Below are 22,111 nucleotides of genomic sequence, written 5' to 3' on the forward strand. Positions count from 1 at the left end.
CTTATTGTCCAGCGGTGGCGACGGCGGCGGCGGGAGCCGCTGCGCCTGGGGTGGCAATCGAAGCGGTGGTGGCGGCAGCGGGGGCTGCGGCGGGCGCAGGCGCTGCGCCCGGCATGGTGCCGCCCTTGGCCTTGATCCACTGCGCGAACACCGCCGGGCTGACCGCCTCGACCGTGATCGGCATATAGCCATGCCGTGCGCCGCACAGTTCCGAGCAGACGCCGAAATAGACGCCGGGCTTGTTGATGGTGAAGCTGGTCTCGTTCAGGCGGCCGGGCACCGCATCGAGCTTGATCCAGAAGGCCGGGATCGCCCAGCTGTGGATCACGTCATTGGCGGTGGTGATCAGCCGGATCGGCACGCCGACCGGCAGCACGACGCGATTGTCGGTAGCGAGCAGGCGCGGGCCATCGACGGCAGTGCGGGCGCGTTCGCCCTTGCCGACTTCACCCGCTTCCTTGAGCATGTTCGAGGTGATTTCGAACCCGCCATGATCGGGATATTGATAGGTCCAATACCATTGGTTGCCGATCGCCTTCAGCGTCACCGCATTCTTGGGCGCGGGCTTGTACTGTGCTTGCAGCAGCCCGATCGACGGCAAAGCGAGGCCTAGCAGGATCAGCACCGGAATGCCGGTCCACAACACTTCCAGGATGGTGTTGTGCGAGGTCTTGGACGCAACCGGATTGGCCGCGCGGCGGTAGCGCAGCGCCACCCAGCCGAGCAGCACCAGCACCAGGATACAAATGCCGGTGATGACGGGCATCAGCAGCGTGTTGTGAAACCACAGCGCCTGTTGCCCATTGGGGGTGACCTGCGGCTGGATGGTGATGAGACCATCGACCGGCTGGCCGACCTTGGGGTCGATCGCCATGGCCGGCGCGCCGTCGACCGCGAGCATGGGATCGTGCGACACTGCTGCGGCGGGTGTGGCGGGTGCGGCCGCCACCGGCTTCGCGGCTGGCGCAGCGGGTGCCGCCTGCGCCGCGCCGACGCTCAGCATCGCGAGCCCAGCTGCCAGTACGATCGATTTGATCCCGATCATGTGCATCCCCTGCGTCTACCCCTATCAATCGCCCCGATCGTGCGGGGCCGGACGGGGCAGATATGTGCCCTCTATCTGGTGTCTATACGCAGGGGATGCCGGGGCCTCAAGCCGCGCGGCACCTTTTTTGGCGCAATCGTTGCACCGACGCCCCCCGGACCCTAATCAGGCGTCCCATTCCGCAGGATCAGAAACGATGACCACCACGATGACCGACGATGATGTTCTGGCCGAATTCCGCGCCGCCGAGGCGTTGTTGGAGGGTCATTTCATTCTGTCGTCCGGTCTGCGCTCGCCGCGCTATTTGCAGTGCGCGCGCGTGTTGATGGACCCGGCGCGCGGTAGCCGTCTGGCAACGGCGCTGGCTGCCCGCCTTCCCGTCGAGATTCGCGACAGCATTGCGGCCGTGGTGTCGCCCGCGATGGGCGGTGTGATCGCCGGGCATGAAATGGCGCGCGCGCTGGGGGTGCCTGCGATGTTCCTCGAACGGCCCGAGGGCGTGTTCGAGCTGCGGCGCGGCTTCCGCCTCGCGCCCGGCACCAAGGTGCTGATGATGGAGGATGTCGTGACCACCGGCCTGTCCTCGCGCGAGGCGATCGCGGCGATCGCCCGGGCGGGAGGGGAAACCGTGGCGGCGGCGGCTCTGGTCGATCGTTCGAACGGCACCGCCGAGCTGGGCGTGCCATTCTTCCCGCTGATCCGGCTCGACGTGCCGACCTACGCCGCCGATTCGCTGCCGCCGGAACTGGCGGCGATCCCCGCGATCAAGCCCGGGAGCCGCGCGGCGTGAGCGCCCCGCTCCGCCTCGGCGTCAATATCGATCACGTCGCCACCGTCCGCAATGCGCGTGGGTCGGGCTATCCCGATCCGGTGCGCGCGGCGTTGCTGGCGGCGGAGGCGGGAGCGGATGGCATCACCGCGCATCTGCGCGAGGACCGGCGGCATATTACCGACGACGATATTGCGCGCCTTTCAGTCGAATTGACGATCCCGCTCAACCTGGAAATGGCGGCGACCGACGAGATGCTGGCGATCGCCTTGCGGCATCGCCCCCACGCCGCGTGCATCGTGCCCGAAAAGCGCGAGGAGCGGACCACCGAGGGCGGGCTCGACGCGGCGGGTCAGTTCGACACGCTGGCACCGTTGGTGGCGGCGTTGCGCGACGCGGGGATTCGCGTCTCTCTGTTCATCGAACCCGATGCGCTGCAGATCGACGCGGCGATTCGCCTGGGCGCGCCGGTGGTGGAGCTGCACACCGGGCGCTATGCCGAGCTCGAGGGCGAAGCGCAGGCGGTCGAACTGCGCCGTTTGTCGGATGCGGCGGCTTTGGCGGCGCGCAACGGGATCGAAGTCCATGCCGGGCATGGCCTGACCTATGCCAATGTCGCGCCGATCGCGGCGATCCCGCAAGTGCGCGAGCTCAATATCGGGCATTTCCTGATCGGCGAGGCGCTGTTCGTCGGGTTGGCGACCAGCGTGCAGCAGATGCGCGCGGCGATGGACGCGGCGCGGTGATATCCCTCTCCCATCGGGAGAGGAGTTTCGGGTCGGTCGTGCCCCCGGCACGACCTGAACAGCGCGGGGCACTGTTCACCCGAAACTGGGCCCGCGCCGCAGGCGTGGGAAGGGTGAGGGCGGCCTCGTACCACTCCTGTCACCCTCACCCTTCCGCCGCTTCGCGGCTCCCTCCCTCTCCCGGTGGGAGAGGGATTGTATGATTATCGGGCTCGGCTCCGACCTGTGCAATATCGAGCGGATCCAGGCATCGCTTGACCGCTTCGGCGACCGCTTCGAGCAGCGGGTGTTCACCGATGTGGAGCGCGCCAAGGCGGCGCGACGCCCGTTCACGAAGGCGGGCACGCTGGCCAAACGCTTTGCCGCGAAGGAAGCCTTTTCCAAGGCGGTCGGCACCGGATTCAAGCGCGGTGTCTTCATGAAGGACATTGGCGTGGTCAACGCCCCCTCGGGCGCGCCAACCTTGTTGCTGACCGGTGGGGCCAAGGCGAGGCTTGACGCGTTGACGCCCGACGGCCACGTCGCGGTGGTACATTTGACGATGACCGACGACCATCCCTGGGCACAGGCGCTGGTCGTCCTTGAAGCGCGCGCGGTGGCTGAGCGCCCGAAGGACGAGACATGAAGGACGACTTGGCGCTGAGCACGACCGAAGCCGGGGAGCCCGGCGAAAGCGAGCGCGCCACCGCCTCCGCCGCCAAACCAAGCAAGACCGATTGGGCGTCCGAACTGCGCGGCATCCTGTGGTTGATCCTGGCGGTGCTCGGCTTCCACACCTTCATCGCCAAGCCCTTCTATATCCCGTCGGAATCGATGCTGCCGGGTCTGCTCGTCGGCGATCAGCTGGTGGTGAGCAAATTTCCCTATGGCTGGTCGTTTGTCTCGCCGACCTTCCACGTTTTGCCGTTCCTTCATGGCCGCTTGCTTGGGCAGCTGCCCGAGCGGGGCGATGTCGTGATCGTCACGCCGCCGGGTACCGAGACCGACTATATCAAGCGGCTCATCGCCTTGCCGGGCGACCGCATCGCGGTGCGCGACGGCATCGTCATCCTGAACGGCGTGCCGCTGAAGCGCGGGCCGCTGCATTATGTCGACATTCCCAATTATGGTGGCGCGCCGCTGGTGTCGGAACCCGGCGTGACCTGCGATCCGCTGCAATATCCCGGTGCGCTCCACACCGGGGCAGACGGAAAGAACTATTGCCGTCTGCCGCTCTATACCGAAACGCTGCCGAACGGGCGGCATTATGAGACGGTCGATCTGGGGCCATCGCCGGGCGACAATTATCCCGAAACGCTGATCCCGCCGGGGCATGTTTTCCTGATGGGCGACAATCGCGATCGCAGTGCCGACAGCCGTTTCAGCCTGGCCGAACAAGGGCTGGGTGGGCCGGTGCCGTGGGAATATCTCGGCGGCCGCGCCGAGTTCATCACCTTTTCCAAGACCGGGCTGGGGAGCTGGAATCCGCTGACCTGGGGGCAGTCCTTCCGCGGTGGTCGCGCGGGAACCTCGCTTCATGCCGAGCGCGATAAATGAGCCAGGGCGCAAAGCCTGAGCTGGTCAGCGAACCGGCCCCCAACGAACTGCGCGATCCCTTCGTGCGGCAGGAGCTGAAGCGCGCGACGATCTGGCTCGGGCTTGCGGGGGCGATCGCGCTGGCGGTGCTGCTGGTACAGCCGCTGCTGATCATCTTTGGCGGGCTTGTCTTCGCTTCGATGCTCGACGGCGGGGTGCGGCTGCTGCGCCGCGTGCTGCCGATCGGGCGGCCGTGGCGGTTATTGATCGTGGTGGTTCTGACCGTCGCCTTCATCGTCGGGGTGATGTACCTGACGGGTGCGGGCATCACCGAACAGGTCCAGCAATTGCGCAGCACCTTGATGACGCAAGCGACCAAGCTGATGGACTGGGCGTCGCGCATCGGCATCATGCCAGGCAAGGCCGACCTTAATGGCATCGCGCAACAGGCGCTGGGCTCGTTCGGCAAGCTCACCTCCTATCTCGGTATCGCCTTCGGGGCCCTTGCCAGCCTGGTGATGGTGCTGGTGATCGGCCTGTTCATCGCGATGGAGCCGCGGCTGTATGAAAGCGGGTTGCAATGGCTGATCCCGCGCGACCAGCGCGCGCGCTTCGCCGGCACGATCGAGCAGATGGCGACAACGATGCGGCGGCTGCTGGCCGGGCGCTTGTTCGGCATGGCGCTGGAAGGCGTGATGACGGGCATTGCGCTCGCACTGGCGGGCGTGCCGATGGCGCTGGTGCTCGGCATCATCACCGGGATTTTGGCCTTTGTGCCCAATATCGGCGCGATCACCAGCGGCGTGCTGATGGTCGCGGTCGGGTTCAGTGCGGGGATGCACACCGGCTTCTGGGCGATCGCCATCTATGTCTTCATCCAGACTCTCGATGGCTATGTCGTGATCCCGATGGTGGCACGGCGCACGGTGGATTTGCCGCCCGCGCTGACGCTGTCGATGCAGATTCTGGCGGGGACGCTGTTTGGCGTGCTGGGGCTGACCTTGGCCGATCCGCTGACCGCGATGATCAAGGTCGCGCTGGAGCGCAGCTCGGAGGCGGAAGGCGAGGACGAAGCGGCGGTAAAGGCATGATGCCGGTCCTTTACGATTATTGGCGCTCCTCGGCTTCCTATCGCGTGCGGATCGCGCTTGGCCTGAAACACGTCGCTTATGAACGGGTCGCGGTCGACCTGACGCAGGGTGAGCATCGGTCGGCGGCCTTCCTGGCGCGCAACCCGCAGGGGCTGCTGCCCGCGCTGGACATCGGAACGGTGGTGCTGACGCAGAGCCTGGCGATCATCGACTATCTCGACGCCATCCACAAAGCGCCCCCCATGGTTCCGGCTGACCCGGTCGCGCGGGCGGCGGTGCTGGCACAGGCGCTGGTGATCGCCGCCGACCTTCACCCGATCGACAATTTGCGCGTGCTCAACCGGCTGACCAGCCAGTTCGGGGCAGATCAGGCCGCGCGCGAGGCGTGGTACGTGCACTGGATGGTCGAAGGCCTTGCCGCGCTGGAGGCGATGACCGCCGATGTGCCCGGGCCCTTTTTGGGCGGAGATATGCCGAATCTCGCCGATGTGTGCCTGGTGCCGCAGCTTTATAATGCGCGGCGCTTTTCGGTGTCGCTCGACGCTTTCCCGCGACTGCTCGCTGCCGACACCGCAGCCTCAAACGTCGCCGAGATCGCCGCGGCGCATCCCGATCGCGTCAAGCCGCAAGCTTGACCCGGCGATCCAGCACGACGCGGTCGAACAAATCGAGATAGGCGGCAGCGGCATTTTCGCCCGGCTGGGGCACAGGCGTCGGGCGTGCGCGCCCGGGAACCAACCAATCGTCGAGCGCTGCCACCAACGCCACACCATCGCCCGGCGGAACAATGCTGCCGAGCGACGGGTGGGTCACGATTTCGCGCACGGCGACGCTTGAATCGGTGGTCACCACCGGCGTGCCGACGGCGAGCGCTTCCCGCAACACGCCCGGCACCCCCTCGAAATCCGACACTAGCGCCAGCGCCGCCGCGCGCGCCAGAATCGGTGTCGGATCGGCGACATGGCCGGGCAGCAACACGCGGCCCTCCAAGCCAAGTCGAGCAACTTGCGCTTCGAGCGCGGCGCGCTCGCCGCCTTCGCCGATGATCACCAGCGCCAGATCGCGTTGCGCTACCTGACCAAAAGCGTCGATCAGCCGGTCCCAGCGCTTTTGCGGGGCGAGTCGCCCCACTCCGAGGAGAAAGCGCCCGTTGGGCAAGGCGGGGATGCTCGCGCCAAGCACCGGACGCAGCGGCGGATTGGGGATGACGTGCAGCATCTCCGGTCGCGCACCCATTTCGATCCGTGCCTCGTCGGCCATGGCCGGGCTCATTGCGACCAGTTCGTCGACAAAGTGCGGATGCCAGCGCAGCCAGGTGCGATAGGCGGCGGCAAAGGCTGCGCCGTGATCGCGCCGTACCAGGGCATTGGAGATTTTCGCCACGATCGGCGGACAGCGGTGGCCGAGTCGCATCTTGGTCCACGCGGCCAGTGCCGAATAATGGTTGCCCGGGCAAAACAGGATGTCGGGCGCGATTTCCTCGGTCAACGCGGCAATGGCCCCCATGCCAAGCATAGAGTGCCGTCCGAGGATGCGTGTTTCTATGCCGGTAGGCAGGTCGCGCGAAAGCGGCCCCGTTACGTCCCCGAGGACCAGCGTTACGCGTCGTCCCACTTCGCTCCAGCTACGGACCAGCCGCAGCAGCGCCTTTTCGACCCCGCCCCCATCAAGGGTCTGGGCGTAGGCGAGGATATGCGATGCGGGGGGGCGCGGGCTTAACATCGTTGGGTTTGTGTAACGTTGCTTTGTCGCAAATGTTTCCCGGCCCGTCGCGCATGACAGTTTTTTCAGAATTTTTTTGGGGAAGGGCGCAACCCGGCGCTTCGGGCCGCCGACGGCTCGCTTACTCGAGTGCTCCGCGCATCGCCGCACCCGCGACGAACGGCGCACCGGCCAGCAGCATCAGGCTGACCGCACCGAGCAGTTTGATCGCGCCGACACCGCCCTCCATCGACCCTGCGCCGAAAATCAACAGCGGTACGGCCAGCGGCAGCATTACCAGCCCCGCGACCGAGCCCGCGCCGCGCAGCCCTGTGACCAGCGCGGCGGTCGCAACCGCCAGCGCGGCGAGCCCCGGCGTGCCGATCAGCAGCCCGAGCTCGACCGCACCGAGCGTCTGCGCCGACAAGCCGAGCAACCCCGCCGCAACCACCGTGGCGAGCATCAGCGGCGGGCCGAAGCCGATCCAATGCGCGGCGATTTTTGCGGCCGCCACCGTCGGCATCGAAAAGCCGCGCACGCTCAACTGATCGAGCACGCCGCTTTCGGCATCGGGGCCGACCAGCCGTTCGACCGGCATCAACGCCGCGAGCAACGCCGCCGCCCAGATCACGCCGCCGCCGATCCGCGCCAGCAACGCCGTGTCGGGCCCAACCGCAAAGGGAAACAGGATGGTGACGAGCAGGAAGAAAGCGAGCGCATTGACCACCCCGCCACTGGCCCAGGCGATCCGCACGTCGCGAGTGATGAGCGCGCCGAGCCCGGTCATAAGAGCGAGATCGTCTGTGCGTCGGGCAAGGCGATCGGCAAATGCGTCGCGACCAGCACCGCGCCGCCGCGCCCCCGGTGCGCCGCGATCAAGTGTTCGAGCACCGTCACGCTCGCCACGTCGAGACCGTTGGCGGGTTCGTCGAGCAGCCACACCATCGCACCGCTCGCCACGACGCGGGCGAGCGCGGCACGGCGGCGCTGGCCGGTGGAGAGCAGCCGCACCGGCACGTCGGCGATATGCGACAGGCCGACCGCATGGAGGGCGTGGGCGACGCGTCCGTACGGGTCGTCTGGGTCGGCATCCAGCGCCGCCCAAAAGCCGAGCGCATCGCGCAGAGGGCGCGCGGCATCGAGCGCGGCGGCTTCGGCCATCAGCGTGCGCGTTGCCGCTCCCGCAATCTCGCCGTTGGCGGGCCGCAAAAGCCCGGCGGCGACGCGGATCAAGCTCGATTTGCCGATGCCGTTGGGGCCGGTGACCAGCGCCGCGCCGCCCGGCGGCACCGCAAAGGACAGGCGTTCGAACAACACGCGCCCGCCGCGCACGCAGGTGACGTCGCGGAAGGCCAGAGCGGCGTTCGTGCCTCGCCCGTCGACAACGGCGGCGGAGCCAAAAGACGGGCCCGGAGGTTGATCGGCCTGCACCATCGGCTATGCCTTACGGCGAAGGCGCACGGTGCGCCAGCAGGAGAGCAAGCGGTGCGCGTTGAACCACTGGGCGATGACGAACGGGCCGAGGCGCTCGACACGCTCGACGAATGGGATTTCGACGAAGCACGCGACGCGATCACCCGCACCTTCACCTTCGCCGATTTCAGCGAGGCGTTCGCCTTTATGACGCGCGTCGCCTTGCTGGCGGAAAAGGCCGATCATCACCCCGAATGGTACAATGTGTGGAACCGCGTCGATGTGCTGTTGACCACGCACGATGCAGGTGGGCTGTCGCACAAGGACGTGGCGCTGGCGGAGGCGATCGACAGTTTAGTGGGCTGAGGCCACGAGGCTGCGGCGCATCATCTTGCGCAGGCGGCCGGGGAGCCAGCGGGCGGCAAAGGCCATGCGGTCGGCGGTCTTGCCGACATAGGTGTGGACCTTGTCGCCGTGCACCGCATCCCACGCGGCTTGCGCCACGGCATCGACCCCGGTCAGTTCGAGTCCGGCATTGGTAACGACCTGTTTGATCGAATAATTGGTGCTGCCCGCTGGCGCTGCCAGCAAAGGCGTGTCGATGAAGCTTGGCACCAGATCGCGTACCTTGACGCCCGCCCCATACCATTCGCCGTCGAGCGCCTCGGTTAACGCGCGCACCCCGAATTTGGTCGCCGAATAAACGGGTAGCCCCGACGTGCCATAGATCGCCGAGGCGGAGGCGGTGTTGAGCAGACAGGAACCCTGCGTGCGCGCGAGATAAGCATAGCCGATCTTGGCACCGTTGAGCACGCCGACTAGATTGATCGCCACGACGCGGTCGAGATCGTCGAACGACATGTCGATGATCGCCCCGCCAGTGCCGATTCCGGCATTGTTGAACAGCACGTCGAGCCGCCCGCCGGTGGTCGCGGTAAACGCATCGAGGCTGGCGACCCAGGCGGCGCGGTCGCGCACGTCCATTTGATAGGTTTCGGCCATGCCGGCCGGCAGCATTGCTGCGGTTTCGCGCAAGCCCGTCGTGTTGACGTCGGCGAGGCCAACGCGCCAGCCGCGCTCGGCAAACAGCCGCGCGGTCGCCTGGCCGATGCCCGAGCCGCCGCCGGTGATGAAGATTGCCTTTTGTTGGGTCATGATCCCTCTCCCCTTTGACGCGAACGGTATCCTCCCCCAGTGTCCGCGTCGATGCCGGATTCTCACAGTACAGGCCCAAGCGTTGCCTTCGACGCGGTGACGAAGCGCTACCGTGGCGGCGCGGTCGCGGTGGACGATGTCTCGCTGGAAATTGCGGGCGGCGCTTTCGTCGCGTTGGTCGGGAGTTCGGGCTCCGGCAAATCGACGCTGCTAAAGATGATCAACCGCTTGATCGTGCCGAGCGCGGGGCTTGTGCGGATCGACGGGAAGGATGTTGCCGAGGGTGCGGCACCCGCGCTGCGCCGGCGGATCGGCTATGTCTTCCAGAATATCGGGCTGTTCCCGCATATGACGGTGGGCGAGAATGTCGCGATAGGGCTGCGGCTGGCGGGCGGGCGCGACACTGCCGCGCGCGTGGCGGCATTGCTCGATCTGGTCGATTTGCCGCAGGCTTTCGCCGTGCGGATGCCCGATGCGCTGTCGGGCGGGCAACGGCAGCGCGTCGGCGTGGCGCGCGCGCTTGCGACCGCGCCGGGGCTGTTGTTGCTCGACGAACCGTTCGGCGCGCTCGATCCGGTGACGCGCGACCAACTCGGCACAGCGGTGCGCGCGCTTCACGATCGGTTGGGCCTGACCACGATCATGGTGACGCATGACATGGCCGAGGCGTTGATCCTGGCGGACCGGGTGCTGGTGATGGATGCTGGGCGGATCGTGGCGGACGCCACGCCGCAAGCCTTGCTCGCCGGGCAAGGCGGCGCGGTGGCGGATGCCTTGGTGGCGGTACCGCGTGAACAGGCGCGGCGGTTGCGCGCGCTGGAGGAGGGGGCATGAGCCCGTTCCTCGAGGCGATGACGCGCGTGCCGCCGCTGCTCGCCGCGCATCTGTTGCTGGCGGCGGCGGCATTGGCGCTGGGGCTGGCGATCAGCCTGCCGCTGGCGATCTGGTCGGCGCGGCGGCCGGGTGTTGCGCGGGTCGCGCTGGCCTTTGCGAGTTTGGTGCAGACGATCCCGAGCCTGGCACTGCTCGCGCTCTTCTATCCGCTGTTGCTGTTCGTGTCGGGGCTGGTCGGGGGCGGGATACCGGCCTTGGGCTTCCTGCCTTCGCTGCTGGCGCTGACGCTCTATGCGCTGCTGCCGATCCTGCGCAACGGCGTGACCGGGCTCGCCGGGATCGACCCCGCCGTGATCGAGGCGGCGGACGGCATCGGCATGACGGCGTGGCAGAAGCTGCGGCTGGTCGAGGCCCCGTTGGTGGCACCCGTGCTGATGGCGGGCGTGCGCACGGCTGCCGTGTGGACGATCGGTGCGGCGACGCTGTCGACCACGGTCGGCCAGCCGAGCCTGGGCGATCTGATCTTCGCCGGGTTGCAGACGCAGAATTGGGCGTTGGTACTGGCCGGGTGCGTCAGCGCGGCGGGGCTGGCGCTGGCGGTGGATGCGCTGCTCGGTCTGATCGAGCGCGGCATTGCGACGCGCAGGCGCGGGCGGGTTTACGGCGCGGGCGCGGTGCTGCTGCTCGGCGTGCTGGCCGCGCTCGCGCCGCTGGCGGTGCCGCGTTCGCCGACGATCGTGATCGGCGCCAAGAATTTCTCCGAGCAATATATTCTCGCGCGCGTGATCGGGCATCGGCTGGAACGCGCGGGCTACCGCGTCGAATATCGCGAGGGGCTGGGCTCAGCGGTGATCTATGGCGCGCTCAGCTCAGGCGCGATCGATGTCTATGTCGATTATGCGGGGACGCTCTGGACCAATGCGATGCGGCGCAGCGACACGCCCGCGCGGCCCGCGATGGTGGCGGCGATCGGTGCGTGGAGCGCGCAGACGTCGGGCGTGCGGCTGCTCGGGGCCTTGGGGTTCGAGAATGCCTATGCCTTTGCGATGCGCGGCGATGCGGCGCGGGCTAAGGGGATCGTCTCGCTCGACGATCTGGTGCGCGCGGCGCCGGGGCTGACGCTCGGCTCCGACCTCGAATTTCTGGAGCGGCCCGAATGGGCGGCGGTGCAGCGCGCTTATCCAATCCGCTTTGCCGCCACGCACGCCTATAGCCCGACCTTCATGTACCGCGCGCTGGAGAGCGGTCAGGCCGATGTCATCTCGGCCTTCTCGTCGGACGGGCGGATCGCGGCGGAGCATTTGACCGTGCTCACCGACCCGCGCCGCGCGATTCCGGGCTATGACGCGATTCTGCTGCTGGCACCCAAGCGGGCGAAGGACGCTAGGCTGGTGGCGGCGCTCAAGCCGCTGGTCGGGCGCATCCCGGTCGCTTCGATGCGCGAGGCGAATTATCTGGTCGACCGCGACCGGGGCAAAGTGTCGCCCGAGGATGCGGCGCGCTGGCTGGAGCGTCGGCTGGGGTTGTAGTGAGCGGCGCTCCCCTCCCTGGAAGGAAGGGGGCGGGGGTGGGTCGGCCCGTTGGTCGCGCTGTCGCCCAGCACGGAGAGCCACCCACCCCCAGCCCCTCCCTTCCAGGGAGGGGGGAAGAATGGCGCGCGTGTTGGCGTTATGCCCGCACCGCCGTCACGAAATAATCGAGCTTGGTGTCGTCGCTCAGTACGAAGCCCTTGGCGACCGAGAAGCCGAGCCCGCGCACATCGACGACGCGCAAGCCCGCCGCCTCGACCAATTCGGTCAGGGCATCCGGCGTCAGGAACTTGTCCCAGTCATGCGTGCCGCGCGGGATTTGCCCGAGCCCTTCCCCCACGGTAATCAACGCAAGCCGCGACAGCGCGGTGCGGTTGGGGGTGGAGAGGATCAGCAGGCCATCCTTCGCCAAAGCACCCGCCAGCCCGGCAATGAAGGCGGCAGGGTCGGTAACGTGCTCGATCACCTCCATGCTGGTGACGAGATCGAAGGTTGCGCCGTCCAGATCCTCGACACTGCCGGTACGATAGTTGATCGCGAGGCCCGATTGCGCAGCATGCGCGCTTGCCACCGCAATATTCTCGGCCGCCGCGTCGAGCCCGGTGACGCTCGCTCCCAAGCGCGCCAGCGGCTCGCACAGCAGCCCGGCACCGCAGCCGACATCGAGCGCGCTTTTGCCCGCGAGCGGGGTGAAGCCGCTCTCATCGCCATGCCACTGCGCGTCGATCCGTTCGCGCAGATAGCGCAAGCGCACCGGGTTCAAGCGGTGCAGCATCGCCGAGGAGCCCTTCGGATCCCACCATTCCGCCGCCATCGCGCCGAAATGGGCGGCTTCGGCGGGGTTGATAGTGGTTACAGACGTTACGGTTGCGCTCTTCATGCGTGCTTCCTATCAGGACGCCCCCAATAGCCCAAGCCCCAGCTCAAGGATGTCTGCTGCGCATGGCCCGTATCGTGATGAAATTCGGCGGCACCTCGATGGCCGGGATCGAACGGATCCGTAGCGTGGCCGCGCGCGTCAAACGCGAAGTCGCGGCGGGCAATCAGGTTGCGGTGGTCGTCTCGGCAATGGCCGGCGAGACCGACCGGCTGGTCGGCTTCTGCCGCGAAGCCTCGTCGCTGTACGACCCCAAAGAATATGACGTGGTCGTTTCGGCAGGCGAACAGATCACCAGCGGCTTGCTGGCGATTGCGCTGCAGGCGGCGGGCGTGCCCGCGCGCAGCTGGCTCGGCTGGCAATTGCCGATCGCCACGTCGGACGCGCACGCCTCGGCCCGGATCGAGGGAATCGACATGGCAGCGCTGGAGACCAGCCTTGCGGCGGGCGAAGTGGCGGTGATCCCCGGTTTCCAGGGCATCGATGCGGAAGGCCGCGTCACCACGCTTGGCCGTGGCGGCTCCGATACCTCGGCCGTGGCGATGGCCGCCGCGATGAAGGCCGATCGCTGCGACATCTACACCGATGTCGACGGGGTCTACACCACCGACCCGCGCATCGTCCCGCGCGCGCGCAAATTGAAGAAGGTCACCTACGAAGAGATGCTGGAGCTTGCCAGCGTCGGCGCGAAGGTGTTGCAGACGCGCTCGGTCGGGCTCGCGATGAAGGAAGGCGTGCGCGTGCAAGTGCTGTCGTCCTTCACGGGCGAGGATGCACCGATGGCGGATACATTGCCCGGCACGATGATCGTGGGCGAAGAGGAGATTGCAGACATGGAAAGCCAGCTCATCACCGGCATCGCGCATGATAAGAACGAAGCCAAGATCACGCTGACGGCGGTGCCGGACAAGCCAGGCGCGGTCGCGTCGATCTTCGAGCCGCTCGCGGCGGCGAACATCAACGTCGACATGATTATCCAGAATATCGCCCATGCGGCAGGCTCGACCGACGTGACCTTCACCGTGCCGGCCGCCGATCTGGCGCGCTCGATCGAGGCGCTGAACGCCGCGCGCGAGAAGATCGGTTTCGTGTCGCTGGTGCACGACACGCGCGTGGCCAAGATTTCGGTGGTGGGCGTGGGCATGCGCAGCCACGCCGGTGTCGCCAGCACGATGTTTTCCACGCTGGGCGAGCGCGGCATCAACATCCAGGCGATCTCGACCAGCGAGATCAAGGTCTCGGTGCTGATCGAGGAGGATTATACCGAACTCGCGGTGCGCGTGCTGCACACGGCTTACGGCCTCGATGCGGAGGATGCCGCCTGAACGGCGAAAACGGCCCGCTCAGCGCGTGCTGAGCGTGCCGTTGCCGGAGGCATCGAAGGTCAGGATATATTGCCCGCCGATCGGCATCGACCAGGCTTCCTCCGCCACCGAGATGACGTCGCCGATCTCCTGCCCGCCCGCATTGCGGACGAGTTGAAATCCCCCCGCTGCCACCACTGCGGTGCTGACGGGCGAGACTTGCAACGCATAGGCACAGAAGATCGGATCGCTGCCGAGGCCAAAGCCGACGGTCACTTTGTAGAGCGTGGCATCATAGCTCGGGATGTGCCACCCGGCCGAATCATGGGTGAGCGTGACCGCTTTGTTGAGCGGCAGTATGAAGCTGTCGGCATCGCTGGAATAGGGAAACGCCGCCGCATTGGGGCTGATCTCGCCAGCCTTATAAATCGATGCGAACCAGGACACCGGCAGATCGCGGTTGAAGGCGATGTACACGTTGGTGTCGACGGTCTGCAGTCCGGCGACGATGCGTTCCCCGCCAAGTTGCGCGATGTTTAGGGGGAAGAAGGTCGCCACCAGTGCGATCGCGTAATCCTGTGCAGGTTTGATGGTGACGGTCGTGGTGGGCGGGTATGCGGTGGCTGCATACAGCGTGTCTGCAGCCACCGGGGTGAAGCGCGGGTTTGCCTGTGCGATCTCGGCGGGCGTCGGTGAGAAGGGGGTGGTTTTCACCGGGATGTCGCCTTTGCCGAGCCGCACGGGCGGTTGCGCCCTTCAGGGCCTGTTGCCGCCAAAGATGGCCTGGGCACCCGCGACCAGGAGGTTTTGGATGGTGGCGGCCGACTGCGCGCCGCTATAGCTGAAGTTCACGGTGGTCGCGCCGTTGACGCTGGTGATCGAGAATTGCACCCCGCTCACCACGAAGTAAGCAAATCCTGCCGTCAACGCTGTCGCCACGGTGATCGTCCCGGTGAGGAACGTGTTCGCGACATAGCCCTCCGCTTCTTCTTCTGCGGAAAGCTTTGCCACAGACGACGTGTCCCAGTGAACCTGCGTCACGGTATCCTGTTGGATCGTGGCATCTTCCAGATACGCCATCGCCATCAACTGCGAATGCTCATCGGATTTCAGGAAAGCGAGATTTTCCAGCAACGCGAACTGTGCTGGCTTGCCCGGCGCGATCTTCCACTTTCCGTTGTTCAGTAGGGTCACGGTGCAGGCCCCGCCGGTGAAGGAGCCGGGGACCGAGACTTGGGCGGAGTCGTTGCTCACCTGCGTCCAGTCGGCGAGGGTCGACGATCCGAACGATCCGACGCTGATATAGAAGCTCAGCTTCGGCGTCAGTGTCCGGCTTTGGTTGGGCGAGGGAGACCAGGTCATCCCCATGAAGCCGCTGGCCGTCTGGATGCCGAACGACTGGTTGCTATACCAGCCCAGCGATTCGTTATCTTCCTGGTTGAAGGAGTTGGTGACGAGTTTGATGCTGTTCGGGCCGGTCGACGTGCTCGCCAAGTTCAGTTTTGGCCCCTTTTTAGGCGGAGCGTTGGCATAATCGGCGTTCCACACCTGCGCGAGATCACTGTTTTGCGAGATCGTCGAAGTGACTTGAACGTCGAGGCCGACGGCGTTGTTGCTGGCACCCGCGCCGACCGAATATTGCACGGGAATGACAAAGTAATTCGTGCTCGGATCGTTCGAATCGATCGCGATTGAGGCGCTCGAATTGGCAAAGACATTGGGATCGCTGGCGATTTCCGCAGGCCGGGTGAGGAAGCACCAGAATGTCTGAGTCGAGGAAGACTGGTTGACCAGATAGATGGTATATTGGCTAGGCATGATCATCTCCATTGCGAGAAGGATACGCTGCACATCACTAACTTGCGACAAGAGGTATCAGATCAGCCAGTCTAGGCGGTAGATCGCTATCCAGATGAAAGACGATCAATAGATATGATGCGTAGAAGGCGTCGGTGATAGTGTCATCGCAACATCCTATAAGCGACACGGCGGTCATACTATGGATGGATATTATTGCACCGTATTGCTGAACCAATTTGACGGTTTGTAGAGAGGATTGAGCGAGGTCGATCCGATCTGGAGCGAATGGCGCGCGGAAAGGACGAGCGTCCGCTTCGCCGATGCGAACCGCTTTTCGGGGAATGTCGGAGGGGGCTAGATGGTCTTGCCCGTAGCGGCTAGGCACGATGGCATGACCCAAGCGACCTCCATTGTATCTCCGCTTTCCGGCGCGGAGCGTCTTCAGCGCCGCATGGCGCGCGGCACCGCCTTTCTCGGCAGCCAGACCGCGATCATCTGTGGCGCGATGTCGTGGGTGTCCGAGCGGCACCTCGTCTCGGCGATTTCCAATGCGGGTGGGTTCGGCCTGATCGCCTGTGGCGCGATGACGCCGGAATTGCTCGATGCCGAAATCGCCGCGACCAAGGCGATGACCGACAAGCCGTTCGGGGTGAACCTTATCACCATGCACCCGGCGCTGTTCGATCTGATCGAAGTGTGCAGCCGCCACGGCGTCGGCCATGTCGTGCTGGCCGGCGGCTTGCCCCCGGCGGGATCGATCGACGCGATCAAGGCCAAGGGTGCCAAGCTGATCTGCTTCGCGCCGGCGCTCAGCCTGGCCAAGAAACTGATCCGCTCGGGCGTCGATGCGCTGGTCGTCGAGGGTATGGAAGCGGGCGGGCATATCGGACCGGTGTCGACCAGCGTGCTCGCGCAGGAAATCCTGCCCGAAGTCGCCGACAAGGTGCCGGTGTTCGTGGCGGGGGGCATCGGGCGCGGCGAGGCGATCGCGGCTTATCTCGACATGGGCGCGGCGGGCGTGCAGCTCGGCACGCGCTTTGCTTGCGCGACCGAGAGCATTGCGCATCCGAACTTCAAGAAGGCCTTTCTGCGCGCATCGGCGCGTGATGCGGTGGCAAGCGTACAGATCGATCCGCGCTTGCCCGTCATCCCGGTGCGCGCGCTGAAGAATGCGGGCGCTGATCTGTTTACCGCCAAGCAGCGCGAAGTCGCGCAGGCGCTGGACGAGGGCACGATCGCGATGGCCGAGGCGCAATTGCAGATCGAGCACTATTGGGCGGGCGCCTTGCGGCGCGCGGTGATCGAGGGCGATGTCGAGCATGGCAGCCTGATGGCGGGCCAGTCGGTCGGCATGGTGACCAAGGAAGAACCCGTCGCCGACATCATCGCCAGCCTGATGGAGGAAGCCGCCGCCGCGCTGGCACAGCGCGCGGCCTGAGCCTCAGCCGAGCTGCGCCAGCCCTCCGCCGAGCATAAACACCGCCAGCGCCGCGCCGCCGCCGAAGATGAAGGCGATCAGCAGCGACAAAATGCCCGCGACCACGCCGCCCTGACGGCGGCGCACGAAGGTGCTGCGCTGGCCGGGTTTGCCGAGCTTGAGTTCGACATAGCCGGCCGCCGCGCCGCCAAAGGCGGTCATCACCAGCGTGATCGCGGCACCCAGCACCGTCTGGGTGGCGATGGCGATCGGCAGCAGCAGCGCGAACGGCGCGGCCATCGCGAAGGCGGCGAGCAGCTTTGCGAGATCGACTTCGTCCTTGCCGACGGGCGCGACCGCCAGCAGATCGGGCGAATCCTCAGCCGATACCGTCAGCCAGGCAAAGCTGCCGACGAGCTGGCTCGCGATGAACACGCTGCCAAACGCCAGGGTCGCCGGGAGCGGGAGTGTGTGCCCCTTGCCAAAGGCGACGAACAATAAGGGGGCCATGTAGATCAGCCGCACCACGATCTGGAAGGCGAGCGCCGGGTCGCGCGCGAGCAGCCGCCACTCCTTGGCGAAAATCGTGCGCGTCAGCCCGGCGTGAAACAGGCGTCCGCTGGCGCGGCCGGTCGGCTTGCTGCGCGACAGGCGCATACCGCCATCCTGATAGCCGGACAGGAACAGCCGCTGCAGCGCCGATCCGGCGGCGACGAACAGCAGCAGCGCACCGCCCAGCAGGATGAAGATGGCGAGCGGATCGCCCAGGGCCGCGCGACCGGGCAAAGCGGAGAGCCCGTGCGATCCAACGCCGTTTGCGCGCAGACGCTCGAACAGCGCGACCAAAGCGCCTGCGCGCCGGTCGCTATGCGACACCAATTGCGTGCCGAGGAAGATCGCGCCGCCGAGCACTGCCGCGACGATCTGGCCGACGGTGCGCGCGGCCCGCGGGCCGACCAGAGTGGCGATCGTCAGCGTCAGCGCGAGGCCAAGAGCGGCGGCGGCGAAGGCGAGCGCGGCGAGCAACGCAACCAGCCCGAACAGCTGCGGATGGCCGAGAATCGCAACCGGTACGACCATCGGCAACAGCAACGTCGCGTAGGTCAGCGCAATCGCGCCGGCGATCCCCAGCAATTTGGCCAGCAAGACCGTTCGCTCGGGCACGGGCGCGGTAAACAGCAGCGACAGGTCGCCGCTCTCATAGAGCGTGCGCTGGCTGCCGATCATCGCCTGCGCGGTCATGAAGGTCAGCGCGAGCAGGCTCGCCCCAAGCACGGCGATCAACATCTCGGGCAAGACCGGAATCGGGGTATCCCGCAGCGCCCAGCCGGTCGCACACCCGATCAACAGCCACAGCCCGAGCAGACCATAGCCAATCCAGCGCGACGCACCTTTGCTGGGGCGGGCGCGGAACGTCAGGCGCAATTCGTGCAGCGCCAGCCAGACGAAGCTTCCCGGCCGCGCCCGGCGCATCGCCCAGTTCATGCGGCCACGGGCTCCGCGCTGGTCAGGCGGATGAAGGTGTCTTCCAGCGTCATGCCCTCGGTGCCGGCACGGTCGCGCAGTTCATCGAGCGTGCCCTCGGCGAGCAAGCGCCCGCCGCCGATGATGCCAATGCGATCGGCCATGCGTTCCGCCACTTCGAGGATATGGGTGGTGACGATCACGGTCTTGCCCGCTTCCACCTGCGCGCGCAGCGCATCCTTGACCGAACGCGCCATGTTCGCATCGAGCCCGGTCAGCGGTTCGTCGAGGATCAGGAGCTTGGGATCGTGGATCAACGCACCCGCCAGCGCGACCTTCTGCTTCATGCCGCGTGAAAAGCCCTCGCAGCGCGTGTCGCGTTGCTCCCACAAATCGAGCCAGTGCAGCAGGCGATCGGCCTCGCGCGCCGCGAAGCCGGGGTCCATCCGCCACAGCCCGGCGACAAAGGCGAGATATTCGAGCGGCGACAATTTGTCATAGAGCATCGGCTCATCGGGCAGCCAGGCGGTGATCGCCTTGGCCCCGAGCGGATCGCGCCGCGTGTTGATACCGAAAATTTCGATCGACCCGGCGTCGGGCTTGGCGAGCCCGGCGACCATGCGCAGCGTGGTGGTCTTGCCCGCGCCGTTCGGGCCGAGCAGCGCGTAAAGCTGACCCCCGGCAATATCGAGATCGAGCCCGGTGATGACAGGCTTGTCGAAGCTCTTGGCCAGGCCTCGGATGCGCAAGGCGGGCGCGTGCGGGGAATCGATCATGTGTTCTGTTTAAGCGATACACCATGGCCGTCCAGAGGGTACGGATGGCGTATGCGGGGTTTTCGGATCGCGCGCGTGCCGTTACAGGGCGACGTCATGCCGCACGCCGACCTCGATTTGCCGACGCAAGGCCGTATCGTCGCGGGCGAGCATCGCTTCGCGCTGCGCGTTTATTTCGAGGACACCGACCTTTCGGGGATCGTCTATCACGCCAATTACCTGCGCTATATGGAGCGGGCGCGTTCGGACATGCTGCGCCAGGCCGGCATCGACCAGCGTGCGCATCAGGAAAGCGGCGGCGGGGCGTATGCGGTGACCGCGCTCAACATCCGCTATCGCGCGCCGGCGAAACTCGATGACGCGCTGCTCGTTGTGACCCGACTGGCAAAAGTTCGCGCGGCATCGGTCGATATTCATCAGCGAGTCATGCGCGGCGGCGAGATACTGACCGAGGCCGAGGTAACGGCGGCGCTGGTCGGTGCAGCAGGGCGCGCGGTGCGCCAGCCCAGGGATTGGATTGCCGCTTTCGCCCAAGTGATGGGCGAAGGCGTTACGACATCAGGAGATCAGCTTTCGTGAACGGATTCATGCTCAATACCGATGCGACGACCCTGTCGCCGATCGCGCTGTTCCTTCAGGCGGACTGGGTGGTGAAGACGGTGATGATCGGACTGATGCTGGCGAGCGTCGCGACCTGGGCGGTGATCCTTGGTTTCCTGTTCAAGCTGGGCAGCACGCGTCGCCAGATCACGCGGTTCGAGCGGGATTTCTGGAAGGCCGAGGATATCGATGCGTTCCACCGCGTGGAGAGCGAGAACACATTGCCGATCGCGCGCGTGTTTACGGCGGGGGTCGCGGAATGGCGGCGCTCGACCGCAGGCGGCCATGTCGACCGTGAAGGCACGCGGGAGCGGCTGGCGACGGCGATGGGCTCGGCGGTGGCAAGCGAGATCGATACGCTGTCGGACCGGTTGAATATACTGGCGACGGTCGGCGCGGTCGCGCCGTTCGTTGGCTTGTTCGGCACGGTATGGGGCATCATGCGCAGCTTCACCGGCATTGCGGCGGCGCAGAACACGTCGCTCGCGGTGGTGGCACCGGGCATTGCCGAGGCGCTGTTCGCCACAGCGCTTGGCCTTTTTGCCGCCATTCCGGCGGTGATCGCCTACAATCGCTTCAGCCACAGCATCAACCGGATCGAGGCGCGGCTCAACCGCTTTGCCGATGCGTTCCACGCAACCCTCAGCCGCCAGCTCGAAGTCGAGGTCCGGCGGTGAGCGTGTTGTCGGTGGCGTCCCTCCGGATCGCGGGCAGGGCGTAAAGCGCGATGGCGATGAACCTTCCCTCCCAACGCGGCCGCGGGCGGCGCGCACCGATGGCCGACATCAACGTCACGCCGATGGTCGACGTGATGCTGGTGTTGCTCATCATCTTCATGGTCACCGCGCCGTTGCTGACGGCGGGCGTGCCGGTGAATTTGCCCGACAGCCGCGCCAAACCGCTCGACCAGGACCAGAAGCCGGTACAGATTTCGATCGACGCGGCCGGCAAGCTGTTCGTCGACAAGGAAGCGGTGAATGAAGCGTTGCTGCCCGACATCCTGTCGCAGATCGCCGCCAAGGCCGATCCCGCCAAGCCGCCGCAAGTGTTCCTGCGCGCCGATCGCAAGCTCGATTATGGGCGGGTAATGCGCGTGATGGGCGAACTCAACCGCGCCGGGCTCAACCGCGTCGCGCTGGTTACGGTCGGCCAGGACGGCAAATGACGCAGCGTGACGGACTGGGGCTTGGGCTGGCCGTGGTCGGCCATGTCGCGGTGTTCGCGCTGCTCTCGCTTGCCTGGACGAGCGCCCCACCCCCGCCGCCGCAGAACAAGCCAATCGAAGTGTCGCTCGCCGACGATGTCGCGCTCGATCAGCACGCCCCGGCGGCACCCGAGCCGCCCGCACAGTCCGCCGCCCCCGAAGCGGGCCCGCCCGAGGAGGCTCCGCCTCCGGCCAAGGTTGAAAAGGTAACGCCCGAACCCGCTCCGCCCAAGCCGCAGCCGGAGGCCGCCCCGCCGCCGAAGCCAGCGCCCAAGCCCGTCCCTGCGCCCAAAAAGCCGGTGGCGGAAAAGCCCGATAAGCTGGTCAACACCAAGACTCCGCCGGCGAAGGCGGCGGCTCCGGCAGCCAAGCCCGAGGCCAAGGCTTCAGTGGCCAAGGCCGCCGGTACCAACCCGAAAGCGACCAAACCGCGCCCGACCGGATCGCTGCTCGACGATGATTTTCGCAAAGGGCTGACCCAGTCGCCGTCGCGCGCCAAGGTGTCGCAAGCTGCCCCCGGCGCGACGATGGATGCCAAAGCAACGGCGGACATCGGCTCGGCGATTCAGCGGCAAGTGCAGCCCTGCGCGAACCGTCAGGTGATTCCGGGCCCCGGTGCGTCGAAAATCGTCGCTTATGTGCGGTTGCAATTTAATCGAGACGGGTCGCTGGCGGCGCGCCCGGCGATTTTGCCCACCCACCGCGGCGTCGACGACGACAACCGCATCTATGTCGATGCGGTGGACCGTGCCGCGATTGCGACCTTCATGGGCTGCACGCCGCTACGCGGTCTGCCGCTCGAGCTTTATGACGTGCCACGCGGGTGGAAGGTGTTTACCCTGACCTACCACATGCCGGGCTGAGAAGGACG

General features: G+C 66.3%; 25 protein-coding genes. 15 read left to right on the forward strand and 10 right to left on the reverse strand.

What is annotated here, in order from left to right:
* Position 1: 1 nt before the first annotated feature.
* Entirely contained in the window at positions 2-1,045 is a 1,044-nt protein-coding gene (gene coxB, locus ACP7BL_RS00775; RefSeq protein WP_426257364.1) for a cytochrome c oxidase subunit II, read from the reverse strand.
* Between the two features lie 208 nt (positions 1,046-1,253).
* Between coxB and pyrE the strand changes: the two genes are divergently transcribed.
* From pyrE to maiA, 6 genes are all read left to right on the forward strand, one after another.
* Positions 1,254-1,835, forward strand: coding sequence for an orotate phosphoribosyltransferase (pyrE, locus tag ACP7BL_RS00780; RefSeq protein WP_033966935.1), 582 nt, complete (start codon positions 1,254-1,256; stop codon positions 1,833-1,835).
* Positions 1,832-2,560: a pyridoxine 5'-phosphate synthase gene (locus tag ACP7BL_RS00785; RefSeq protein ID WP_426257365.1), complete on the forward strand. Its 729-nt coding sequence runs from the start codon at positions 1,832-1,834 to the stop codon at positions 2,558-2,560. The genes pyrE and ACP7BL_RS00785 overlap by 4 nt, the downstream gene beginning before the upstream one ends.
* A 199-nt stretch (positions 2,561-2,759) precedes the next feature.
* Positions 2,760-3,185 carry a holo-ACP synthase gene (acpS, locus tag ACP7BL_RS00790; protein WP_426257366.1) on the forward strand — a complete coding sequence of 142 codons (426 nt, stop codon included), beginning with the start codon at positions 2,760-2,762 and terminating at the stop codon, positions 3,183-3,185.
* The gene (lepB, locus tag ACP7BL_RS00795) at positions 3,182-4,096 is read left to right on the forward strand and encodes a signal peptidase I (RefSeq protein WP_126846813.1); all 915 of its coding nucleotides are present in this window, start codon (positions 3,182-3,184) and stop codon (positions 4,094-4,096) included. Before acpS ends, lepB begins: the two co-directional genes overlap by 4 nt.
* The gene (locus ACP7BL_RS00800; protein WP_033966928.1) at positions 4,093-5,166 is read left to right on the forward strand and encodes an AI-2E family transporter; all 1,074 of its coding nucleotides are present in this window, start codon (positions 4,093-4,095) and stop codon (positions 5,164-5,166) included. Before lepB ends, ACP7BL_RS00800 begins: the two co-directional genes overlap by 4 nt.
* Positions 5,163-5,801 carry a maleylacetoacetate isomerase gene (maiA, locus tag ACP7BL_RS00805; protein ID WP_033966930.1) on the forward strand — a complete coding sequence of 213 codons (639 nt, stop codon included), beginning with the start codon at positions 5,163-5,165 and terminating at the stop codon, positions 5,799-5,801. The genes ACP7BL_RS00800 and maiA overlap by 4 nt, the downstream gene beginning before the upstream one ends.
* On the opposite strand, the gene ACP7BL_RS00810 is transcribed toward maiA, so the two are convergent.
* The 3 genes from ACP7BL_RS00810 to ccmA all read right to left on the reverse strand — a co-directional run bounded on the left by ACP7BL_RS00810 (position 5,785) and on the right by ccmA (position 8,301).
* A complete protein-coding gene (locus ACP7BL_RS00810) occupies positions 5,785-6,888 on the reverse strand; it encodes a glycosyltransferase (protein ID WP_126846815.1) in 1,104 nt (367 codons plus the stop codon). The two genes, maiA and ACP7BL_RS00810, sit on opposite strands and share 17 nt — an antisense overlap.
* Positions 6,889-7,009: 121 nt before the next feature.
* The gene (locus ACP7BL_RS00815; protein WP_137902733.1) at positions 7,010-7,654 is read right to left on the reverse strand and encodes a heme exporter protein CcmB; all 645 of its coding nucleotides are present in this window, start codon (positions 7,652-7,654) and stop codon (positions 7,010-7,012) included.
* A complete protein-coding gene (gene ccmA / locus ACP7BL_RS00820; RefSeq protein WP_426257367.1) occupies positions 7,651-8,301 on the reverse strand; it encodes a heme ABC exporter ATP-binding protein CcmA in 651 nt (216 codons plus the stop codon). Before ccmA ends, ACP7BL_RS00815 begins: the two co-directional genes overlap by 4 nt.
* Positions 8,302-8,352: 51 nt before the next feature.
* Here ccmA and ACP7BL_RS00825 point away from each other — a divergent pair, with 51 nt between their 5' ends.
* Positions 8,353-8,646: a 4a-hydroxytetrahydrobiopterin dehydratase gene (locus ACP7BL_RS00825; RefSeq protein WP_033967428.1), complete on the forward strand. Its 294-nt coding sequence runs from the start codon at positions 8,353-8,355 to the stop codon at positions 8,644-8,646.
* On the opposite strand, the gene ACP7BL_RS00830 is transcribed toward ACP7BL_RS00825, so the two are convergent.
* Positions 8,635-9,435, reverse strand: coding sequence for an SDR family oxidoreductase (locus ACP7BL_RS00830; protein ID WP_033967427.1), 801 nt, complete (start codon positions 9,433-9,435; stop codon positions 8,635-8,637). The genes ACP7BL_RS00825 and ACP7BL_RS00830 overlap by 12 nt on opposite strands.
* Positions 9,436-9,486: 51 nt before the next feature.
* Between ACP7BL_RS00830 and ACP7BL_RS00835 the strand changes: the two genes are divergently transcribed.
* Together ACP7BL_RS00835 and ACP7BL_RS00840 are read left to right on the forward strand one after the other, a co-directional pair.
* Positions 9,487-10,269 carry an ATP-binding cassette domain-containing protein gene (locus ACP7BL_RS00835; RefSeq protein ID WP_426257368.1) on the forward strand — a complete coding sequence of 261 codons (783 nt, stop codon included), beginning with the start codon at positions 9,487-9,489 and terminating at the stop codon, positions 10,267-10,269.
* Positions 10,266-11,798: an ABC transporter permease/substrate-binding protein gene (locus ACP7BL_RS00840; protein WP_426257369.1), complete on the forward strand. Its 1,533-nt coding sequence runs from the start codon at positions 10,266-10,268 to the stop codon at positions 11,796-11,798. Before ACP7BL_RS00835 ends, ACP7BL_RS00840 begins: the two co-directional genes overlap by 4 nt.
* A 139-nt stretch (positions 11,799-11,937) precedes the next feature.
* Here the strand turns inward: ACP7BL_RS00840 and ubiG are convergent, their stop codons facing one another.
* Positions 11,938-12,678, reverse strand: coding sequence for a bifunctional 2-polyprenyl-6-hydroxyphenol methylase/3-demethylubiquinol 3-O-methyltransferase UbiG (gene ubiG / locus ACP7BL_RS00845; protein WP_426257370.1), 741 nt, complete (start codon positions 12,676-12,678; stop codon positions 11,938-11,940).
* A 62-nt stretch (positions 12,679-12,740) separates the two neighbouring features.
* Here ubiG and ACP7BL_RS00850 point away from each other — a divergent pair, with 62 nt between their 5' ends.
* Positions 12,741-14,000, forward strand: a complete 1,260-nt coding sequence (locus ACP7BL_RS00850; RefSeq protein WP_209612549.1) for an aspartate kinase — start codon at positions 12,741-12,743, stop codon at positions 13,998-14,000.
* 18 nt (positions 14,001-14,018) lie between these two features.
* Here ACP7BL_RS00850 and ACP7BL_RS00855 read toward each other — a convergent pair whose 3' ends face one another.
* Together ACP7BL_RS00855 and ACP7BL_RS00860 are read right to left on the reverse strand one after the other, a co-directional pair.
* Positions 14,019-14,693, reverse strand: a complete 675-nt coding sequence (locus ACP7BL_RS00855; protein WP_426257371.1) for a hypothetical protein — start codon at positions 14,691-14,693, stop codon at positions 14,019-14,021.
* A 42-nt stretch (positions 14,694-14,735) separates the two neighbouring features.
* Entirely contained in the window at positions 14,736-15,797 is a 1,062-nt protein-coding gene (locus ACP7BL_RS00860) for a hypothetical protein (RefSeq protein WP_426257372.1), read from the reverse strand.
* A 433-nt stretch (positions 15,798-16,230) separates the two neighbouring features.
* On the opposite strand from ACP7BL_RS00860, the gene ACP7BL_RS00865 reads away from it, so the two are divergent.
* Positions 16,231-17,217 carry an NAD(P)H-dependent flavin oxidoreductase gene (locus ACP7BL_RS00865; protein WP_426257628.1) on the forward strand — a complete coding sequence of 329 codons (987 nt, stop codon included), beginning with the start codon at positions 16,231-16,233 and terminating at the stop codon, positions 17,215-17,217.
* 3 nt (positions 17,218-17,220) lie between these two features.
* Here ACP7BL_RS00865 and ACP7BL_RS00870 read toward each other — a convergent pair whose 3' ends face one another.
* Positions 17,221-18,681: a hypothetical protein gene (locus tag ACP7BL_RS00870; protein ID WP_426257373.1), complete on the reverse strand. Its 1,461-nt coding sequence runs from the start codon at positions 18,679-18,681 to the stop codon at positions 17,221-17,223.
* Positions 18,678-19,436: an ABC transporter ATP-binding protein gene (locus tag ACP7BL_RS00875; RefSeq protein WP_426257374.1), complete on the reverse strand. Its 759-nt coding sequence runs from the start codon at positions 19,434-19,436 to the stop codon at positions 18,678-18,680. Before ACP7BL_RS00875 ends, ACP7BL_RS00870 begins: the two co-directional genes overlap by 4 nt.
* Positions 19,437-19,487: 51 nt before the next feature.
* Here ACP7BL_RS00875 and ybgC point away from each other — a divergent pair, with 51 nt between their 5' ends.
* The 4 genes from ybgC to ACP7BL_RS00895 are packed head-to-tail and all read left to right on the forward strand — an operon-like array spanning position 19,488 to position 22,103.
* Positions 19,488-20,015 (forward strand): tol-pal system-associated acyl-CoA thioesterase, encoded by a 528-nt coding sequence (ybgC, locus tag ACP7BL_RS00880; protein ID WP_426257375.1) that lies wholly within the window; start codon positions 19,488-19,490, stop codon positions 20,013-20,015.
* Positions 20,016-20,023: 8 nt separating this feature from the next.
* Positions 20,024-20,713: a protein TolQ gene (tolQ, locus tag ACP7BL_RS00885; protein ID WP_010405078.1), complete on the forward strand. Its 690-nt coding sequence runs from the start codon at positions 20,024-20,026 to the stop codon at positions 20,711-20,713.
* 50 nt (positions 20,714-20,763) lie between these two features.
* On the forward strand, positions 20,764-21,201 hold the full coding sequence (gene tolR / locus ACP7BL_RS00890; RefSeq protein WP_010405075.1) for a protein TolR: 438 nt from the start codon (positions 20,764-20,766) through the stop codon (positions 21,199-21,201).
* Complete coding sequence (locus tag ACP7BL_RS00895; RefSeq protein ID WP_426257376.1) at positions 21,198-22,103, forward strand: cell envelope biogenesis protein TolA; 906 nt, start codon at positions 21,198-21,200, stop codon at positions 22,101-22,103. The genes tolR and ACP7BL_RS00895 overlap by 4 nt, the downstream gene beginning before the upstream one ends.
* Positions 22,104-22,111: the final 8 nt, after the last annotated feature.

This window comes from Sphingomonas sp. DC1600-2 (assembly GCF_049897605.1).
Classification (GTDB): domain Bacteria; phylum Pseudomonadota; class Alphaproteobacteria; order Sphingomonadales; family Sphingomonadaceae; genus Sphingomonas.

Bases quoted from the DNA above. Each gene is read 5' to 3' on its own strand.
- coxB (WP_426257364.1), bottom strand. From the start codon at position 1,045: ATGATCGGGATCAAATCGATCGTACTGGCAGCTGGGCTCGCGATGCTG.
- pyrE (WP_033966935.1), top strand. From the start codon at position 1,254: ATGACCGACGATGATGTTCTGGCCGAATTCCGCGCCGCCGAGGCGTTG.
- acpS (WP_426257366.1), top strand. From the start codon at position 2,760: ATGATTATCGGGCTCGGCTCCGACCTGTGCAATATCGAGCGGATCCAG.
- lepB (WP_126846813.1), top strand. From the start codon at position 3,182: ATGAAGGACGACTTGGCGCTGAGCACGACCGAAGCCGGGGAGCCCGGC.
- ACP7BL_RS00800 (WP_033966928.1), top strand. From the start codon at position 4,093: ATGAGCCAGGGCGCAAAGCCTGAGCTGGTCAGCGAACCGGCCCCCAAC.
- maiA (WP_033966930.1), top strand. From the start codon at position 5,163: ATGATGCCGGTCCTTTACGATTATTGGCGCTCCTCGGCTTCCTATCGC.
- ACP7BL_RS00810 (WP_126846815.1), bottom strand. From the start codon at position 6,888: ATGTTAAGCCCGCGCCCCCCCGCATCGCATATCCTCGCCTACGCCCAG.
- ACP7BL_RS00815 (WP_137902733.1), bottom strand. From the start codon at position 7,654: ATGACCGGGCTCGGCGCGCTCATCACTCGCGACGTGCGGATCGCCTGG.
- ccmA (WP_426257367.1), bottom strand. From the start codon at position 8,301: ATGGTGCAGGCCGATCAACCTCCGGGCCCGTCTTTTGGCTCCGCCGCC.
- ACP7BL_RS00830 (WP_033967427.1), bottom strand. From the start codon at position 9,435: ATGACCCAACAAAAGGCAATCTTCATCACCGGCGGCGGCTCGGGCATC.
- ACP7BL_RS00835 (WP_426257368.1), top strand. From the start codon at position 9,487: ATGCCGGATTCTCACAGTACAGGCCCAAGCGTTGCCTTCGACGCGGTG.
- ACP7BL_RS00840 (WP_426257369.1), top strand. From the start codon at position 10,266: ATGAGCCCGTTCCTCGAGGCGATGACGCGCGTGCCGCCGCTGCTCGCC.
- ubiG (WP_426257370.1), bottom strand. From the start codon at position 12,678: ATGAAGAGCGCAACCGTAACGTCTGTAACCACTATCAACCCCGCCGAA.
- ACP7BL_RS00850 (WP_209612549.1), top strand. From the start codon at position 12,741: ATGGCCCGTATCGTGATGAAATTCGGCGGCACCTCGATGGCCGGGATC.
- ACP7BL_RS00860 (WP_426257372.1), bottom strand. From the start codon at position 15,797: ATGCCTAGCCAATATACCATCTATCTGGTCAACCAGTCTTCCTCGACT.
- ACP7BL_RS00865 (WP_426257628.1), top strand. From the start codon at position 16,231: ATGGCGCGCGGCACCGCCTTTCTCGGCAGCCAGACCGCGATCATCTGT.
- ACP7BL_RS00870 (WP_426257373.1), bottom strand. From the start codon at position 18,681: ATGAACTGGGCGATGCGCCGGGCGCGGCCGGGAAGCTTCGTCTGGCTG.
- ACP7BL_RS00875 (WP_426257374.1), bottom strand. From the start codon at position 19,436: ATGATCGATTCCCCGCACGCGCCCGCCTTGCGCATCCGAGGCCTGGCC.
- ybgC (WP_426257375.1), top strand. From the start codon at position 19,488: ATGCGGGGTTTTCGGATCGCGCGCGTGCCGTTACAGGGCGACGTCATG.
- tolQ (WP_010405078.1), top strand. From the start codon at position 20,024: ATGCTCAATACCGATGCGACGACCCTGTCGCCGATCGCGCTGTTCCTT.
- tolR (WP_010405075.1), top strand. From the start codon at position 20,764: ATGGCGATGAACCTTCCCTCCCAACGCGGCCGCGGGCGGCGCGCACCG.
- ACP7BL_RS00895 (WP_426257376.1), top strand. From the start codon at position 21,198: ATGACGCAGCGTGACGGACTGGGGCTTGGGCTGGCCGTGGTCGGCCAT.